Origin of the sequence: Herbaspirillum frisingense (genome assembly GCF_047325095.1) — a bacterium.
In the GTDB taxonomy this organism is placed as follows: domain Bacteria; phylum Pseudomonadota; class Gammaproteobacteria; order Burkholderiales; family Burkholderiaceae_D; genus Herbaspirillum; species Herbaspirillum frisingense.
Map to the genome: position 1 here is coordinate 364051 of NZ_CP168558.1, position 15945 is coordinate 379995.

Here is a 15945-nt window from a genome sequence, read left to right on the forward strand (position 1 = left end):
CCCTCAGATGGGGCGATTCTCGTCGCGATTCACGGCGCGGCGCTGCGGCGCCAGCAGCAGCAGGCTGACCACCGGCCACAGCAGGGCCGACACCAGGCTCTCGCTGAAATAGAACCAGTCCGGCGACTTGCCGGTGACCAGCAGCTGGATCACCAGCTGCACCGCCTGTGCCAGCAGCATCAGCGGCAGCACGTGCAGCGCCTGCGTGCGCAGCGGGAACCACAGCACCCGGCGGTGGATCATGATGGCAAAGTAGGACAGCAGGGTATAGGCCAGCGCGTTCTCGCCCAGCAGGGTGGCTTCGTTGACGTCCATCAGCAGGCCCATCAGGAAGGCCACGCTGATGCCGACCTTGCGCGGCTGGTGGATGTTCCAGAACACCAGCGCCAGCGCCACGAAGTCGGGCACGCCCACCATCTGCCCCCAGGGCATGAGGTTGAGCACGAAGGCCACGATCAGGCTGAACGCGATGAACAGCGGACTGGCCGGCAGGAGGATGTATTGATTGTTCATCGTGCGGGTTCCTTGGCAGCCGGCTTGGCGCCGGTGGGCGCGGCAGGGGTGGCGGCAGCGGCCGGGGTGGCGGCAGCGGCCGGGGCGGCAGGCTTGGCCGGCGCCGTGGCATCGGCGCTGCCCTTGCGTTCCTCGGTCGCCTTGTCCTTGGGCGTGGCATTGGCCTCGTCGGCGCTGTTGTCGCGGGTACTGTCACGCAGGCGGCGCTTGAACAGCTTGGCCGATTTTTCGTCGATGACGTCCGGTTCCGGGCGCGGCGGCAGGTTCTTTTCCACCAGCAGGATCAGCAGCTGGCGATGGCGGTCGATACCGGCCAGGGGGCGGCAGACGATGCGGGCGAAGGAATCGGCCGAGCGCGTCTCCACCAGTGCCACGCTTGCCACCGACAGGCCCGGCGGATAGACGCCGTCGATGCCCGAGGTCACCAGCACGTCGCCCTTCTGGATATCGGCATTGGCCGGCATGAAGCGCAGATCCAGCGCGCCGGTCTGGCCACGGCCGTAGGCCACGCTACGCAGGCCATTGCGCAGGACCTGGACCGGGATGGCCTGGTCCTTGTCGGTCAGCAGCGTGACCTCCGAGGTGAACGGGAACACCCGCGTCACCTGGCCCACGATGCCGACCTCGTCGATCACCGGCTGGCCCGCCGTCACGCCCTGCTGTGAACCACGGTTGAGGATGATCTTGCGGGTAAACGGGTCACGGGCGTCGTACAGGATTTCGCCGACGATGGACTTGACCGGCACCTTCTGCTGCATGTCCAGGAGCTTGCGCAACTGGGCGTTTTCCGCCGCCAGCAGGCGCTCCTGCTGCATCAGCTGGGCATTGACGATCTGTTGCTGGCGCAGCTCGTGGTTTTCCCGCTGCAGCGAGGCCATCGAGGAAAAATAGTCGCTCGAATTGGTGATGGCATCGCGCGGGATCATGGCCACCGTCTGGAACGGATAGAGCGCGGTGCCCAGCGCCTGGCGCAGCGTACCCAGTACGTGCATGCGGGCGTCGACCACCAGCATCACGACCGACAGCAATGCGAAGACGGTCACGCGCACCCGGGCCGAGGCGCCCTGCTTGAAGAGTGGTGGGATTTCCATGGCGTCAGGCCGCCGGCAGGGCCGCGTGGCGCGGCCGTCTGCAGGCGGAGAACTCACTTCCTGCGTCGAAAACGATAACAAAAAGGGGAGCCGAGGCGTTCACCCGACCCAGCGCCAGCCGTGCCTGCCCCGGATGCGCACATGGGGTGCGCAAGGCGTGACAAGTCGGTGTGGACTGCGTCATATCGAACGTATCGGTTCCCCGCTCATCCGGCGGTACATCGCCGCCGGTTCGTGCTGATACTGCCAGTTGCCGGCCGGGCCTGAAGCTGCCGGGCCGGCCGTGGGTCATGCCGGATTACTCGGCCGAGAAGATCGAACCCAGCTTGTCCATGCGGTCCAGCGCCATGCCCGAGCCGCGCACCACGCAGGTCAGCGGGTCTTCGGCGACGATCACCGGCAGGCCGGTTTCTTCCATCAGCAGGCGATCCAGGTCGCGCAGCAGCGCGCCGCCGCCGGTGAGCATCATGCCCTTTTCGGCGATGTCGGCGCCCAGTTCCGGCGGGGTCTGTTCCAGCGCGTTCTTCACGGCCGAAACGATGTTGTTCAGCGGATCGGTCAGGGCTTCCAGGATTTCATTGCTGGAGATGGTGAAGGAGCGCGGGATACCTTCGGACAGGTTGCGGCCCTTGACTTCCATTTCCTTGACTTCCGAACCCGGGAAGGCCGAGCCGATTTCCTTCTTGATCGCTTCGGCGGTCTGTTCGCCGATCAGCATGCCGTAGTTGCGGCGGATGTAGTTGACGATGGCTTCGTCGAACTTGTCGCCACCCACACGCACCGACCCCTTGTAGACCATGCCGCCCAGCGAGATGATGCCCACTTCCGTGGTGCCGCCGCCGATGTCCACCACCATCGAACCGGTGGCGTCGGAGACCGGCAGGCCCGAGCCGATGGCCGCAGCCATCGGTTCCTCGATCAGGTAGACCTGGGATGCACCGGCGCCCAGCGCCGATTCACGGATGGCGCGACGCTCCACCTGGGTCGAACCGCAGGGCACGCAGATGATGATGCGGGGGGAGGGGCGGAACAGCTTGGAGTCGTGCACCATGCGGATGAACTGCTTCAACATCTGCTCGGTGACGGTGAAATCGGCGATCACGCCGTCCTTCATCGGGCGGATCGCCTCGATGTTGCCGGGCACCTTGCCCAGCATCTGCTTTGCTTCCTTGCCGACTGCCTGGATGGTCTTCTTGCCGTTGGGGCCGCCTTGCTGGCGGATCGCCACGACCGAAGGCTCGTCCAGCACGATGCCATGGCCGCGCGCGTAGATCAGCGTGTTCGCGGTACCCAGGTCGATCGCCAGATCGTTAGAAAAGTAACTGCGGAGAAATCCAAACATGAGTTGTCCTGATGCGCCCGCCATGGGGCGCCTAGCTTTTTGATAGGGGGAGGTGTCCGTTCATGCTGCGGCGACGCGAAAATCAGGCGCCAGCAAGGCATTAATCCGACATTCTACCTTATAATTCCAGAGAAACCAGCAAGCCGGACCGCCAAAAATATCCGCATCGCGAGACCTTCCGACCGCCATCTGGCGCGGGTTTGCCGTTTTTCATGCGATACATGCCATGACCCGGCCGGGTCGCCGCGCAAGCGCACTCGCCGACGTTGCCGAGGCCCGGAAAACCGCGCCCGGCCCCACTGGCTACGGGTCTTCCAATTTCAACATCATGCGGCGCGCCCGGCGCGTCCTTTCGACCATGTCACTAGCCCTTTCCGACGTCAAACGCATCGCCAACCTGTCCCGACTGGAGCTCACCGAGGCCCAGGCCGGTGAAACGCTGGAAAAGCTCAATGGCATCTTTGCCCTGGTGGAGCAGATGAAGGCCATCGACACCTCCGGCGTAGAGCCGCTGTCGCACCCGATCGCCGCCATCGAGCCGATGCTGGCGCTGCGCCTGCGCGAGGACGCGGTCACCGAGTCCAATCGCCGCGAGGACTACCAGCAGCCGGCGCCGGCCACCCAGGATGGCCTGTACCTGGTACCCAAGGTGATCGAATAAGCGCGGCGCACAACCGCACTCAGCGCCCTCACCGAACCTGACCGTTCCCGGCCCAGCCGGCCATGCAAGACCGCAGCGTAACCAATTCCATGCACAAGCTCACCCTCAAAGAACTGTCCGCGCAACTGCAAGCGCGCAAGATTTCCGCCACCGAACTGGCGACCCTGTTCCTGGACCGCATCGAGGCCAGTGACCTCAATGCCTTCCTGCATGTGGATCGCGCCCTGACGCTGGCCCAGGCGCAGGCCGCCGACGCCCGCCTGGCGGGCAATGAGGCCGGCCCCCTGACCGGCATCCCGATCGCCCACAAGGATATCTTCGTCACCCGCAACTGGCGCACCACCGCTGGTTCGCGCATGCTGCAGGACTACGTGAGCCCCTTCGACGCAACCGTGGTGGAACAGTTCAACGCCGCCGGCACCGTCACCCTGGGCAAGCTCAACTGTGACGAGTTCGCCATGGGCTCCAGCAACGAGAACTCCTTCTACGGCCCGGTGAAGAACCCCTGGGACAAGACCGCTATCCCCGGCGGCTCCTCGGGCGGCTCGGCCGCTGCCGTGGCCGCGCGCCTGGCGCCGGCCGCCACCGCCACCGACACCGGCGGCTCGATTCGCCAGCCGGCCTCGCTGTGCGGCGTCACCGGCATCAAGCCGACCTATGGCAGCGTCTCGCGCTACGGCATGATCGCCTTCGCCTCCTCGCTGGACCAGGGCGGCCCGATCGCCAAGACCGCCGAGGATTGCGGCCTGCTGTTGAACGCCATGACCGGCTTCGACGAGCGTGATTCCACCAGCCTGCAGCGCCCCAAGGAAGACTTCACCCGTTCGCTGAACCAGAGCCTGCAAGGCCTGCGCATCGGCGTGCCCAAGGAATTCTTCGGCGCCGGCCTGGCCGCCGACGTGGAAGCGGCCGTACGCGGCGCGCTGGCCGAATTCGAAAAGCTCGGCGCCACCCTGGTCGATATCTCCCTGCCCAAGACCGAACTGTCGATCCCCGTGTATTACGTGATCGCCCCGGCCGAGGCCTCGTCCAACCTGTCGCGCTTCGACGGCGTGCGCTACGGCCACCGTGCCGCCGACTACAAGGACCTGGCCGACATGTACAAGAAGTCGCGCGCCGAAGGCTTCGGCGACGAGGTCAAGCGCCGCATCCTGGTGGGCTCCTACGTGCTCTCGCATGGCTACTACGACGCGTACTACCTGCAGGCCCAGAAGATCCGCCGCCTGATCGCCCAGGACTTCCAGAGCGCCCTGGCCGGCCCGGACCGCCAGTGCGACGTCATCATGGGCCCGGTCTCGCCCACCGTCGCCTGGGACCTCGGCGACAAGACCGACGACCCGGTGGCCAACTACCTGGCCGACATCTTCACGCTCTCCACCAGCCTGGCCGGCCTGCCGGGCATGTCGATTCCCTGCGGCTTCGGTCAGGGCGAAAAGAACGGCAAGCGTCCGGTCGGCCTGCAGATCATCGGCAACTACTTCGACGAGGCGCGCCTCTTGAACGTGGCGCACCAGTTCCAGCAGGCCACCGACTGGCACCTGCGCGAACCGGCCTGATCACCTGGCCCTCGTCACCAACAACAGAATTCGCAAGGACAACATCATGCAGTGGGAAGTCGTCATCGGTCTGGAAACGCACACGCAGCTTTCGACCCAATCCAAGATCTTCAGCGGCAGCTCGACCCGCTTCGGCGCCGAGCCCAACACCCAGGCCAGCCCCGTGGACCTGGCTCTGCCCGGCGTGCTGCCGGTGCTCAACAAGGGGGCCGTGGAACGCGCCATCCAGTTCGGCCTGGCCATCGGCGCCACCATCGCGCCGCGCTCGGTGTTCGCGCGCAAGAACTACTTCTACCCTGACCTGCCCAAGGGCTACCAGATCAGCCAGTTCGAAATCCCCGTGGTCCAGGGTGGCACCATGTCGTTTGCCGTCGAGAAGGATGGTAAGACCGAGATCAAGACCATCAACCTGACCCGCGCCCACCTGGAAGAAGACGCCGGCAAGTCCCTGCACGAGGACTACCAGGGCATGACCGGCATCGACCTGAACCGCGCCGGCACGCCGCTGCTGGAAATCGTCACCGAACCCGAAATGCGCAGCGCCGCCGAAGCCGTCGGCTACGCCAAGGCCCTGCACTCGCTGGTGGTGTGGCTGGGCATCTGCGACGGCAACATGCAGGAAGGCTCCTTCCGCTGTGACGCCAACGTCTCCGTGCGCCCGGTCGGCCAGAAGGAATTCGGTACCCGCTGCGAAATCAAGAACCTGAACTCCTTCCGCTTCCTGGAAGAGGCCATCAACTACGAAGTACGTCGCCAGATCGAGCTGATCGAAGACGGCGGCACCGTGGTCCAGGAAACCCGCCTCTACGATCCGGACAAGAAGGAAACCCGCTCCATGCGCAGCAAGGAAGACGCGCAGGATTACCGCTACTTCCCCGACCCCGACCTGCCGCCGCTGGCCATCTCGCAGGAGTGGATCGACCGCGTCAAGACCACCATGCCGGAGCTGCCTGCCGCCATGCGCGAGCGTTTCGTGGCCGACTATGCCCTGCCCGAATACGATGCCATGGTGCTGACCCAGTCCAAGGGCATGGCCTCCTACTTCGAGGCCGTGGTCGCCGCCGCCGGGAAGGATCAGTCCAAGCCGGCCGCCAACTGGCTCATGGGCGACGTCGCCTCGACCCTGAACCGCGAAGACACCGACATCGCCGACGCCCCCGTCAAGGCCGCGCAACTGGCGCTGCTGCTGAAGCGCATCGCCGACGGCACCATCTCCAACAAGATCGCCAAGGAAGTCTTCGCCGGCATGTGGGAAGCCCGCTCCGACAAGGACAGCCTGGCCGACGACATCATCGAGGCCAAGGGCCTGAAGCAGATTTCCGACAGCGGCGCGCTGGAAGCCATCGTCGACCAGGTGCTGGCCGCCAACGAAAAGTCGGTCGCCGAATTCCGCGCCGGCAAGGAGCAGGCCATCAACGCCCTGATCGGCCAGGCCATGAAGGCCACCCGTGGCAAGGCCAACCCGGCGCAGTTGACCGAATTGCTGCGCAAGAAGCTGGCAGGCTGATCCTTCCGCACTGCGCTGCCCATGAACGAACCCCACCCCTGGCAACAGGCGTGGGGTTTTTTCATGCGCCCGACAGCACCAGCGGCCGCCCCCGCGCCCAGCGATTGCTGGACAGCGAAAACGTCAGTGAGCTGACCTGGTGGTACCAGCCCGCCGGGATATAGAGCATCTCCCCCGGCTGCACCTCGCAGCACACCAGCGCCGCCTGGCGCGCCAGCGGAAAGCGCTCCAGGTCCGGATGATCGGGATCGAAGGGCGAGCCGAACAGGATGGCGTTGGCCTCCTTCGGATACAGATACCGGTCGTGATGTGGCGGTGCCAGCCAGACCCGCTTGCGACCCCACAGCTGCGCAAAGACATTGTCGTCATAGTCGCAATGCAGCGGCGTGATGCAGCCGGCCGGGCCGATCCAGAAGCGTGGCGGCCCCATCTTCTCGAAGAAGCCGGGCCAGTGGCACAGCGCATTCAATGCACGCAATTCCAGGTTGCCCAGATAGGGTGGAAGTCCGCTCTCATCGCGCAACGCCTGCTCCAGGTAGTCCACCAGCGTCATGTCCTGCATGGCCCGGTCCGGCGCGAAGGCGGTGTTGATGTAGTCCCCCACCCTGGCCCGTACCGGCAAGGCCCCGAAATGCTGGCGCAGCCCCTCCATGTCCATCGCCGCCAGCGGCCAGCGGCTGGCCATGCCAGTCATGATGAAGGGCAGGCCGGCGCGGGCGCGCTCGCGGAAAGCCGCCGTCTTCTGCGGGCCGATGCGCGGGATCGCCTGCACCGCCGGCAGCACGGCACTGGCCTCGCGAATGGCCTGGCGCATCCCGGCTACCGAGGCCACGCCGCGTATCTGCGCATCGCGCTGGTCACGCGCCTGCTTGCGCGCCGCCACTTCCTCGACGCTCAGCCCGGTGAGGTCGGCGCGCGGCGGCAGTCTGCGCGTTTTTGACGGGGCAGATTCAGGGGAATGTGAAGGAAAAGGCGGGCGCTGTGTCATCCGGGCTATTGTAGCGGCATGCCGTATCTCGCTCGGCGCATAAGGATATGAATTCTTCTTCCTTGCTGGGTCTATGCCCCGGGGGTGTAATAAGGGCTTTCCTGCCCGGGCAGTCGCGTCCGGGATCGTCAGGCCAGAGCGCAAGAGGAGCCCCCATGTCGGTCGCCACACCGGAACGCACGCAGCAGACCCAACAGCAATTCGAGATTCGCCCTTTCGACGCCCCGCTGGGCGCGGAAATCCTCGGTCTCGACCTGAACCTGCCGGTCTCCGCCCCGGAACTGGCGCGCATCCGCAGCGCCCTGGTGCAACATGGGGTGGTGGTATTCCGCGACCAGCGCATCACGCCGCAGCAGCACATCGACTTCAGCCGCCGCTTCGGCCCGCTGCAGGTGCACGTACTGAACCGCTTCCACCTGGCCGGCCATCCGGAAATCCTGATCGTCTCCAACGTGGTCGAGGACGGCAAGCCCATCGGCCTGGTGGATGCCGGTGCCGACTGGCACTCCGACCTTTCCTATATGCCCCGTCCCAGCCTGGGCGCCCTGCTGCATTCGCAGGAGCTGCCGGCCGAGCAGGGCGACACGCTCTACGCCAACACCGCCGCCGCCTGGGACAGCCTGCCGGCCGCACTAAAGACCCTGCTCGACGGCAAGCGCGCCGTGCACTCCTACGTCTATCGCTACGAGCGCCTGCGCAAGCTTTCGCCGTGGCGCGCACCGCTGACGCAACAGCAGATCGACGAAGTGCCGCCGGTTGAGCATCCGGTGGTGATCACCCACCCCGAGAGCGGGCGCAAGATCCTCTTCGTCAGTGAAGGCTTCACCTCGCACATCGTCGGCATCCCGCGTGACGAAAGCGATGCCCTCCTGAAGGAACTGCACGCCCACATCACCCGCCCGGCCAACGTCTACACCCACCACTGGCAGGCGCATGACCTGGTGTTCTGGGACAACCGCAGCACCCAGCACTACGCCGCCATCACCCCGCAGCACCTGCGTCGCACGCTCTATCGCACCACGGTCGAGGGCAACGTCCCGCGCTGATCGATCACCACCAGTGCCGTCGCGTCCAGGCGGAACACGCTGACCGCCTGCGTCAGCGCGCTCGCCTGGTCCTGCATGGAGCGCGCCGCGGCGGCGGCCTCTTCCACCAGCGCCGCGTTCTGCTGCGTGGCCTCGTCGATATGGGTGATGGCCAGGTTCACCTGTTCGATGCCGTCGCTCTGCTCCTGGCTGGCCAGGGTGATCTCGCGCACGATCTCGCTCACCCGCACCACGCTCTGCACCACTTCCTGCATGGTGCCGCCGGCCTGTTCCACCAAGCGGCTGCCATCGTCGACCTTCTGCACCGACTCGTCGATGAGTACCTTGATTTCCTTGGCCGCCGCTGCCGCGCGCTGCGCCAGCGAACGTACCTCCGAGGCCACCACCGCAAAGCCGCGCCCCTGTTCACCGGCCCGGGCCGCTTCCACCGCCGCATTGAGCGCCAGGATATTGGTCTGGAAAGCGATGCCGTCGATCACGCCGATGATGTCGGCAATCTTTTGCGAGGAGGCATGGATCGCCCCCATGGTCTGCACCACCTGATCCACCACCGCACCACCCCGGCTGGCGACCTGTGAGGCCTGCGCGGCCAGCGCGTTGGCCTGGCGCGCATTGTCGGCATTCTGCTTGACGGTGGAGGTCAGCTGTTCCATGGCCGAGGCGGTTTCTTCCAGCGAGCCGGCCTGCTGCTCGGTACGCGCCGACAGGTCGAGGTTGCCGGTGGCGATCTGGGTCGAGGCGGTGGTGATGGTGTCGGTCCCGCTGCGCACGCGCGCCACGATGTCGCGCAGATTGCCATTCATGCGCTTGAGGGCGGAGAGCAGCTTGCCGGTCTCGTCGCGGCTGCTGCTATCGATGCGTGAAGTGAGGTCACCCGCGGCCACCGTCTCGGCCACCGCGATGGCCTGCGTCAGCGGCCGCGTGATGCTCAGCGTCAGCGCCCAGGCCAGCAGCGCCCCCAGCGCGATCTCGATGCCCCCCAGGACCAGCAACATGCTGCGTCCGGCGCGGTAGTTGTGATGGATCTCCGCGGCCGCCGCGTCGATGGCCTTCTTCTGGAATTCGGCATAGCGCAGCACGCCGTCGGCGTAGTCATCCATCATCTTGATGAGCGTGGTATCGGTCATCACGCGCGCCCCGGCATCATCACCGGCGGTCTTGATGTCGAAGATCTTCTGTCGCGTGGCGCGATAGGCGGCCCGCAACCGGCCGACCTCGTCGAACAGCCGTTTTTCCTCGGGGTCCACGATGGCCGCCTCGACCCGCTTCTGCAGCTGGCTGATCTGGGCCGACTGGGCATCGATCTGTTTCTGGAAGTAAGCCTGGAAGGCATCGTCGTCGGATTTCATCACCGCCAGGGTGCGCACCCCGTTTTCCTTGATGGCGGCATGCCATTGCACGGAGTCGCGCTCCTTGGCCAGGGCCACGCGGGTCATGTCATCGGAGGCGTCGCCGATGCTGCCCAGGCGCCATACCCCCAGCCCCACCATCAATGCCATCAGCATCAGCAAGGAAATGAAACCGATGCTCAGGCGCACGCCGATCTTGAGGTTCTTCATGTCGTCCTCCCAAGGTTGCCGCAACGGGCTGGCGTTGGTGAATAGTTGTCGTCGTGAGCGCCGCTGCGGAGATGCAATAAAGATATAAACGATTTCCCTGTCTGCGCACCCGGTCATCAGGATCCAGGGGCAGAGCAGGTCAGCCTACCACGGGGGGCGACGATTGCACCATGTACTTTTGGGGGACTGTTGCGAGATGCCATTGCAGCATGGCAGGCAGCCTGCCTGGCTGCCTGCATGCTCAGAGGGGTGATGAGAGGGCTACCAGTCCATCCGCGCGTCCAGCGGATAGATGGGACGCCGTATCTTCTTGATGGGGAACAGCCTGAAATTGGCACTGGTCGGCCCGCCGCTGTCGGAATCGCATTCCACCAGCGCGCGGCTGATCGGCACGAATACCGGGCGGCAATACATGCGCGACTTCAGGATCAGGAAGGCCTGTTGTGCCGGGTCCAGTCCCAGGCTGGTGAATACGCCCAGGTCGTAGGGCTCCACCCGTTCCTCGGTGACGACGATGCGCGCCGCACCGATATCGAGGAGCACGCTGCGTCCCATCTGCAGCGTCGAGCCGGTATAGATCGGTCCGGTGACGGTAAAGCGGCCATCGCTGATGGCCAGCACCTTGCCGGTATAGACCGGCGGAACCTTGGTGATGCCCTGGGCACTCAGCGCCACCTTGTTGCCCACCGCCAGCGTGAGTTGCGCGCCGACCCCGGCGGCAACCAGTTGCGCCACCGCCTCGGGGTCGCTGATGGGGCCGACGGCAATGCCGTCCAGGCCGGCCGCCAGCGCCGCTTCCAGTACGTCCATGGTGTTGCAGGTGCCACCGGACATGACGTTGTCGCTATGGTCCAGCAACAGCACGGGACCGCTGCCGGCTGCTTCGGCGAGCTGCCGGGCCTGCGCCAGCGATTGCGCCAGCGGCAGGCTGTCATAGACGAAGTCATCGCGCTCGGCCCAGATCTGGCGGCCGATCTCGTCGGCCACGCTATCGGCCAGCGCAGCATCGTTCTCGGCCACCACCACCACCGACATGCCGGCATCGTGGAAGTCCGACAGGGGGAAGCCCGCCAGCACCGAGACCGCCAGCACGCCCGGCCGCTGCTCGGCCTGCTTGGCCGCCTCCACCGCGCGCTGCATGGCCGAGGCCGAGGTATTGCTGGTCAGCGTGGCCGACAGCACCGGCACCTGGCGCCAGCCCAGGCGCGGGCGGGATTTCTCCTGCAGCAGGGCCACCAGCAGGCGACCGGCATGCTCGCCGGTCTCGTACATATCGACGTGCGGATAGGTCTTGAAGCTGACGATCACGTCGGCATTGGCCACCATCCTGGGCGTGACATTGCCGTGCAGGTCCAGTGCCACCCCCAGCGGCGTATGCGGGGCGATACGGCGGATGCGTTCCAGCAGCACGCCTTCGCCATCGTCGGCGTTCTCCGCCACCATGGCGCCGTGCAGGTCCAGCAGGATGGCATCGCAGCCGGCCTCGATGGCCCGCACGATGCCGTCGCACATCACGGTATAGGCATCGGCCGCCACGGCGGCGCTGGGATTGGCCCAGGCTGCCAGCGGCGTGACGATCTCCGCGCCCAATCCCTCGGCGATATCGAGGAAGGCGCCCATGGCCGTGCGCGCCCCTTTCTGGTCACGGTAGGCCGCCTCGTCCCATTGCGGGGCGAAGGCGTCCAGGGGAGTGGGAATCGGCGAGAAGGTATTGGTCTCGTGATTCATGCGTGCAATGACGATTTTCGGTTTCATGATCACTTTCCTGCATTAATCCCTGACCACGCCGGCACTGGCCAGCATGGCCTGCAGCAGCACGTTGCAGCCGGCTTCGAGGTGCTCGGGGCGGGCATCCTCGATCTCGTTGTGGGACACGCCGTCCTTGCACGGCACGAAGATCATCCCGGCCGGTGCCAGGCGCGCCGCGTAGATGGCGTCATGGCCGGCACCGGAGACCACGTCCATGGTCTTGTAGCCCAGCGCCGCAGAGGCGGCGCGCACATTGTCCACGCAATCCGGGTGGAAGGGGCAGGGCGGGAAGTAGGACACCCGCTCCAGCTCGATGGACAGCCCGGTCTTCTGGCGCATCGCCTCCAGGTAGGCCACCAGGTCTTCATGCATGCGGTTGAGCGACTCGTCGCTCACGTTGCGCAGGTCGATGGAAAACTTCACCTGCCCCGGGATCACGTTGCGGCTGTTGGGCATCACCTGCACCTGGCCCACCGTGCCACGGCCATAGGGCGGATAGCGATGGGCGATGGCCACTACCTCCTGCATGATGTACGTGGACACCTGCAGCGCATCCTTGCGGATTTCCATCGGTGTCGGACCGGCGTGCGATTCGAAGCCGGTCACCGTGCAGTCGTACCAGGACAGCCCCAGCACCGCCGGCACCACGCCGATGACGGTGTCGGCGTTTTCCAGCACCGGCCCCTGTTCGATGTGGGCCTCGTAATAGGCACCGATGGGATGGTCACCGCAGACCTGGTCGCCAATGTAGCCGATGCGCTCCAGTTCATCGCGCACCTTCTTGCCATCGATATCGGTGGCGTTGTAGGCATGCTCCAGCGTAAAGGCACCGCAGAAGACCCCCGAGCCCATCATCACCGGCACGAAGCGCGAGCCTTCCTCGTTGGTCCAGACCGCCACCTCGATGGGCGCCTCGGTCTGGATGCCGTGCTGGTTCAGCGTGCGGATCACCTCGATGCCCGACAGCACGCCATAGTTGCCGTCGAACTTGCCACCGGTCGGCTGGGTATCGATGTGCGAACCGGTCATCACCGGCGGCAGGGCATTGTTGCGGCCGGGCCGGCGCATGAAGATGTTGCCGATCTGGTCCACCACCACGCTCATGCCCTCGGCACGCGCCCAGGAGGTGACCAGGTCGCGGCCCTGTTTGTCCAGGTCGGTCAGCGCCAGGCGGCACACGCCCCCTTTTTGCGTGCCGCCGATCCTGGCCAGCTCCATCAGTGAATCCCACAGTCGCGCGCCATCGACGCGCAGGGTGGGGGCTTGTGTTTTCATGTCCATTGTCGATTCCTTGTTTGGTTTTGCCACAGGCAATCCTTCGTTACGGCCTTCGGCCTACTCAGGCCGAACGGGAGGAGGGGACGCCGCCACGCGTGCGTAAAGCCATCCCCACCCCGTTCGACCTGAGTAGCCGCGCAGCGGCGTATCGAAGGACGCGCCATCGTCATTCATGCCGCCAGATTGACGCCCAGATAACGGTCCTTGACGCGGTCGTCGGCCAGGAAGGCATCGTTGCTGCCGCTATAGACGATGCGTCCCTGCTCGACGATGTAATGGCGGTCCGCCAGTTGCGTACAGACTTCCAGGTTCTGCTCCACCAGGATGATGGACATCCCGGTGGCCTTGATCTCTTTGATCTGCGCCACGATCTCGTCCACGATCACCGGCGCCAGGCCTTCCACCGGCTCGTCCAGCATCAGCACACGGGGATGCGTCATCAGTGCCCGCGCGATGGCCAGCATCTGCTGCTCGCCACCGGAGAGCTGGCCGCCGCCGTTCCTGCGGCGCTCCTTCAGGCGCGGGAAGATGGTGTAGATTTCTTCCAGCCCCCAGGCCGACTCCTTGCGCGCGGCCATGGTCAGGTTCTCTTCCACGGTCAGCAGCTTGAAGATGCCGCGATGCTCCGGCACCAGGCATACCCCGCGCGCGGCGATCTTGTACGAAGGCAGGCCACTGATACGCTGGCCCTCGAACAGGACTTGTCCCTGCGCCGGTGGCACCACGCCGACGATGCTCTTCAGGGTGGTGGTCTTGCCGGCGCCATTGCGCCCCAGCAGCGTCACCACCTCGCCTGCATCGACCTCCAGCGAGATGCCCTGCAGGATATGGCTCTTGCCATAGTAGCCGTGAACGTCTTGTACTTGCAGGATCATGCCTTGCCTCCGGTGATCATGCTGCCCAGGTAGGCCAGCCTTACCCGTTCGTCGTTGCGGATCTCAGCCGGCTTGCCCTGCGCCAGGATCTGGCCCAGCTGCATCACGGTGATGCGGTCGGAAATGTCCATCACGATGTCCATGTTGTGTTCGATCAGCACCACCGTATAGTCGTGGCGCAGGCCGTGGATCAACTGTTTCATCTCGGCGATGTCGTCGATACCCATGCCCGAGGTCGGCTCATCCAGGAAGATCACCTTGGGTCGCCCGGCCATCGCCATGCCCACTTCCAGCCGGCGCTGCTGGCCGTGCGACAGTTCGGCGCAAGCGCGTTCGGCCACCGCCTGCAACGACAGGCGCGCCAGCAGCGTATCGGCCAGCGCGCAGGCCGCTTCGAACTGCTCTGCCCGCTTCCAGGGATTGAGTGCGGCCAGCGGAGCGCGACCCTGTGCCGCCAGCCGCAGGTTTTCGCGCACGCTCAGGTTGGGGAACAGGCTGGTCACCTGGAACGAGCGCGCCAGTCCCTTCTGCACGCGCCGGTTGCCCGGCAGGTGCGACACTTCCTCGCCCTCCACCAGGATGCTGCCTTCGGTGATGGGCGTGGTCCCGGTCAGGGTATGGAACAGCGTGGTCTTGCCCGCGCCATTGGGGCCGATCACCGAATGCACGGTGCCGCCTTCGATATCGAGCGTGATGCCGTTGACGGCGGTGAACTTGCCGTAGCGCTTGGTCACGTTGACCGCTTGCAGGATGGGGCGGCTCATGGGTGCTTCTCCTGGGTGACGGCGGCCTGCGGCTCGGCCTCCCTGGCCTTGGTGCCGCGTACGCTGTCGATGATCTTCATCGCCAGACCGAACAGGCCTTTCTGCATGTACAGGCTCACCGCGATCAGCAGCAGGCCCAGCAACATCAGCCAGCGCGGCCACAGGCTGGAAAGCCAGTTGCCCACCAGCACGTAGAAGCTGGCACCCAGCAGCGAGGCGAACAGGTTGCCGGTGCCGCCGATGACGGTCATCACCAGGATCGCCTCGCTGGTGTGGTATTCGATGTTGGACAGCGGCGCCACCCCGGTCATCATCGCGTGCAGGCCACCGGCCAGCCCCGTGACCGCACCCGAGATGACGAAGGCCGCCAGCTTCAGCAGCCGCACGTCATAGCCCAGCGCCGAGGCGCGTGCCTCGTTCTCGCGCACTGCCAGCAGGGTCTTGCCCAGCACCGAATCGACCACCCGCTGCAGCAGCCAGAACACCAGCACGAACAGGATGGCCACCACCGTGTAGTACTGCCATGACGAGGTGGTCGGCAGCAGCGTCAGGCCGAACAGCGACAGCGGCGGACGCGGGATATCCAGCAGGCCGTTGTCACCGCCGGTGACGTCCTTCATCGTATAGGCCAGGAAGTAGAACATCTGGGCGAAGGCCAGCGTCAGCATCACGAAGTAGGTGCCGCGCTGGCGGATCGAGAACCAGCCCACCAGCAAGGCCACCAGCGCGCCGCCCAGTGCCGCCAGCGCCAGCGAGGGCAGCAGTGCCAGCTTCAGCTGCAGCAGCACCACGCCGGCCGTGTAGCTGCCCACGCCGAAGAAGATGCCCTGGCCGAAGGACATCAGTCCGGTATAGCCCAGCAGCAGGTTGCAGCCCAGCGCGGCCAGCGCGAACACCAGCACTTCGGTGGCCAGCGTGCCGGAACTGAGCAGCAGCGGCAACAGCAGCACCACGGCGGCGGCCAGCAGGGTGTAACGGAAATGCGCAATCTGTTTCATGGAAACTCCCGTGCAGAA

At 65.5% G+C, this 15945-nt stretch carries 14 protein-coding genes; 4 read left to right on the forward strand and 10 right to left on the reverse strand.

Translation table 11 applies throughout. The features are described from left to right. Nucleotides 1–3 precede the first annotated feature (3 nt). The 3 genes from mreD to ACEOAC_RS01715 all read right to left on the reverse strand — a co-directional run bounded on the left by mreD (nt 4) and on the right by ACEOAC_RS01715 (nt 2946). The gene (mreD, locus tag ACEOAC_RS01705; protein ID WP_077234836.1) at nt 4–513 is read right to left on the reverse strand and encodes a rod shape-determining protein MreD; all 510 of its coding nucleotides are present in this window, start codon (nt 511–513) and stop codon (nt 4–6) included. Continuing rightward, on the reverse strand, nt 510–1604 hold the full coding sequence (gene mreC / locus ACEOAC_RS01710) for a rod shape-determining protein MreC (RefSeq protein ID WP_413628652.1): 1095 nt from the start codon (nt 1602–1604) through the stop codon (nt 510–512). Before mreC ends, mreD begins: the two co-directional genes overlap by 4 nt. 298 nt (nt 1605–1902) lie before the next feature. Beyond that, the gene (locus ACEOAC_RS01715; RefSeq protein WP_006465688.1) at nt 1903–2946 is read right to left on the reverse strand and encodes a rod shape-determining protein; all 1044 of its coding nucleotides are present in this window, start codon (nt 2944–2946) and stop codon (nt 1903–1905) included. 358 nt (nt 2947–3304) lie between these two features. Here ACEOAC_RS01715 and gatC point away from each other — a divergent pair, with 358 nt between their 5' ends. The 3 genes from gatC to gatB all read left to right on the forward strand — a co-directional run bounded on the left by gatC (nt 3305) and on the right by gatB (nt 6670). Then, complete coding sequence (gatC, locus tag ACEOAC_RS01720; protein WP_006465687.1) at nt 3305–3607, forward strand: Asp-tRNA(Asn)/Glu-tRNA(Gln) amidotransferase subunit GatC; 303 nt, start codon at nt 3305–3307, stop codon at nt 3605–3607. A gap of 89 nt (nt 3608–3696) precedes the next feature. Next, on the forward strand, nt 3697–5163 hold the full coding sequence (gatA, locus tag ACEOAC_RS01725; RefSeq protein WP_413628653.1) for an Asp-tRNA(Asn)/Glu-tRNA(Gln) amidotransferase subunit GatA: 1467 nt from the start codon (nt 3697–3699) through the stop codon (nt 5161–5163). A gap of 43 nt (nt 5164–5206) precedes the next feature. After that, the gene (gene gatB, locus ACEOAC_RS01730) at nt 5207–6670 is read left to right on the forward strand and encodes an Asp-tRNA(Asn)/Glu-tRNA(Gln) amidotransferase subunit GatB (protein WP_342222438.1); all 1464 of its coding nucleotides are present in this window, start codon (nt 5207–5209) and stop codon (nt 6668–6670) included. A 61-nt stretch (nt 6671–6731) separates the two neighbouring features. Here the strand turns inward: gatB and ACEOAC_RS01735 are convergent, their stop codons facing one another. After that, a complete protein-coding gene (locus ACEOAC_RS01735) occupies nt 6732–7658 on the reverse strand; it encodes a cupin-like domain-containing protein (RefSeq protein ID WP_413628654.1) in 927 nt (308 codons plus the stop codon). Between the two features lie 155 nt (nt 7659–7813). Between ACEOAC_RS01735 and ACEOAC_RS01740 the strand changes: the two genes are divergently transcribed. Next, a complete protein-coding gene (locus ACEOAC_RS01740) occupies nt 7814–8704 on the forward strand; it encodes a TauD/TfdA dioxygenase family protein (protein ID WP_006461118.1) in 891 nt (296 codons plus the stop codon). On the opposite strand, the gene ACEOAC_RS01745 is transcribed toward ACEOAC_RS01740, so the two are convergent. The 6 genes from ACEOAC_RS01745 to ACEOAC_RS01770 form a co-directional block, all read right to left on the reverse strand. Continuing rightward, nucleotides 8668–10263 (reverse strand): methyl-accepting chemotaxis protein, encoded by a 1596-nt coding sequence (locus ACEOAC_RS01745; protein WP_241812958.1) that lies wholly within the window; start codon nt 10261–10263, stop codon nt 8668–8670. The two genes, ACEOAC_RS01740 and ACEOAC_RS01745, sit on opposite strands and share 37 nt — an antisense overlap. Before the next feature lie 261 nt (nt 10264–10524). Then, the gene (locus ACEOAC_RS01750; RefSeq protein ID WP_413628655.1) at nt 10525–12018 is read right to left on the reverse strand and encodes a M81 family metallopeptidase; all 1494 of its coding nucleotides are present in this window, start codon (nt 12016–12018) and stop codon (nt 10525–10527) included. A 15-nt stretch (nt 12019–12033) separates the two neighbouring features. After that, entirely contained in the window at nt 12034–13293 is a 1260-nt protein-coding gene (locus ACEOAC_RS01755; RefSeq protein WP_006461122.1) for a Zn-dependent hydrolase, read from the reverse strand. Nucleotides 13294–13460: 167 nt separating this feature from the next. Further along, nucleotides 13461–14165 (reverse strand): ABC transporter ATP-binding protein, encoded by a 705-nt coding sequence (locus ACEOAC_RS01760; RefSeq protein ID WP_006461123.1) that lies wholly within the window; start codon nt 14163–14165, stop codon nt 13461–13463. Next, complete coding sequence (locus ACEOAC_RS01765) at nt 14162–14929, reverse strand: ABC transporter ATP-binding protein (protein ID WP_077234846.1); 768 nt, start codon at nt 14927–14929, stop codon at nt 14162–14164. Before ACEOAC_RS01765 ends, ACEOAC_RS01760 begins: the two co-directional genes overlap by 4 nt. Beyond that, nucleotides 14926–15927 carry a branched-chain amino acid ABC transporter permease gene (locus ACEOAC_RS01770; RefSeq protein WP_077234847.1) on the reverse strand — a complete coding sequence of 334 codons (1002 nt, stop codon included), beginning with the start codon at nt 15925–15927 and terminating at the stop codon, nt 14926–14928. The genes ACEOAC_RS01765 and ACEOAC_RS01770 overlap by 4 nt, the downstream gene beginning before the upstream one ends. Between the last annotated feature and the right edge of the window lie 18 nt (nt 15928–15945).

What these genes read in the sequence shown, in the direction of transcription:
- mreD (WP_077234836.1), bottom strand. Translation starts at nt 513, where the DNA reads ATGAACAATCAATACATCCTCCTGCCGGCCAGTCCGCTGTTCATCGCG.
- mreC (WP_413628652.1), bottom strand. Translation starts at nt 1,604, where the DNA reads ATGGAAATCCCACCACTCTTCAAGCAGGGCGCCTCGGCCCGGGTGCGC.
- ACEOAC_RS01715 (WP_006465688.1), bottom strand. Translation starts at nt 2,946, where the DNA reads ATGTTTGGATTTCTCCGCAGTTACTTTTCTAACGATCTGGCGATCGAC.
- gatC (WP_006465687.1), top strand. Translation starts at nt 3,305, where the DNA reads ATGTCACTAGCCCTTTCCGACGTCAAACGCATCGCCAACCTGTCCCGA.
- gatA (WP_413628653.1), top strand. Translation starts at nt 3,697, where the DNA reads ATGCACAAGCTCACCCTCAAAGAACTGTCCGCGCAACTGCAAGCGCGC.
- ACEOAC_RS01735 (WP_413628654.1), bottom strand. Translation starts at nt 7,658, where the DNA reads ATGACACAGCGCCCGCCTTTTCCTTCACATTCCCCTGAATCTGCCCCG.
- ACEOAC_RS01740 (WP_006461118.1), top strand. Translation starts at nt 7,814, where the DNA reads ATGTCGGTCGCCACACCGGAACGCACGCAGCAGACCCAACAGCAATTC.
- ACEOAC_RS01745 (WP_241812958.1), bottom strand. Translation starts at nt 10,263, where the DNA reads ATGAAGAACCTCAAGATCGGCGTGCGCCTGAGCATCGGTTTCATTTCC.
- ACEOAC_RS01750 (WP_413628655.1), bottom strand. Translation starts at nt 12,018, where the DNA reads ATGAAACCGAAAATCGTCATTGCACGCATGAATCACGAGACCAATACC.
- ACEOAC_RS01755 (WP_006461122.1), bottom strand. Translation starts at nt 13,293, where the DNA reads ATGGACATGAAAACACAAGCCCCCACCCTGCGCGTCGATGGCGCGCGA.
- ACEOAC_RS01760 (WP_006461123.1), bottom strand. Translation starts at nt 14,165, where the DNA reads ATGATCCTGCAAGTACAAGACGTTCACGGCTACTATGGCAAGAGCCAT.
- ACEOAC_RS01765 (WP_077234846.1), bottom strand. Translation starts at nt 14,929, where the DNA reads ATGAGCCGCCCCATCCTGCAAGCGGTCAACGTGACCAAGCGCTACGGC.
- ACEOAC_RS01770 (WP_077234847.1), bottom strand. Translation starts at nt 15,927, where the DNA reads ATGAAACAGATTGCGCATTTCCGTTACACCCTGCTGGCCGCCGCCGTG.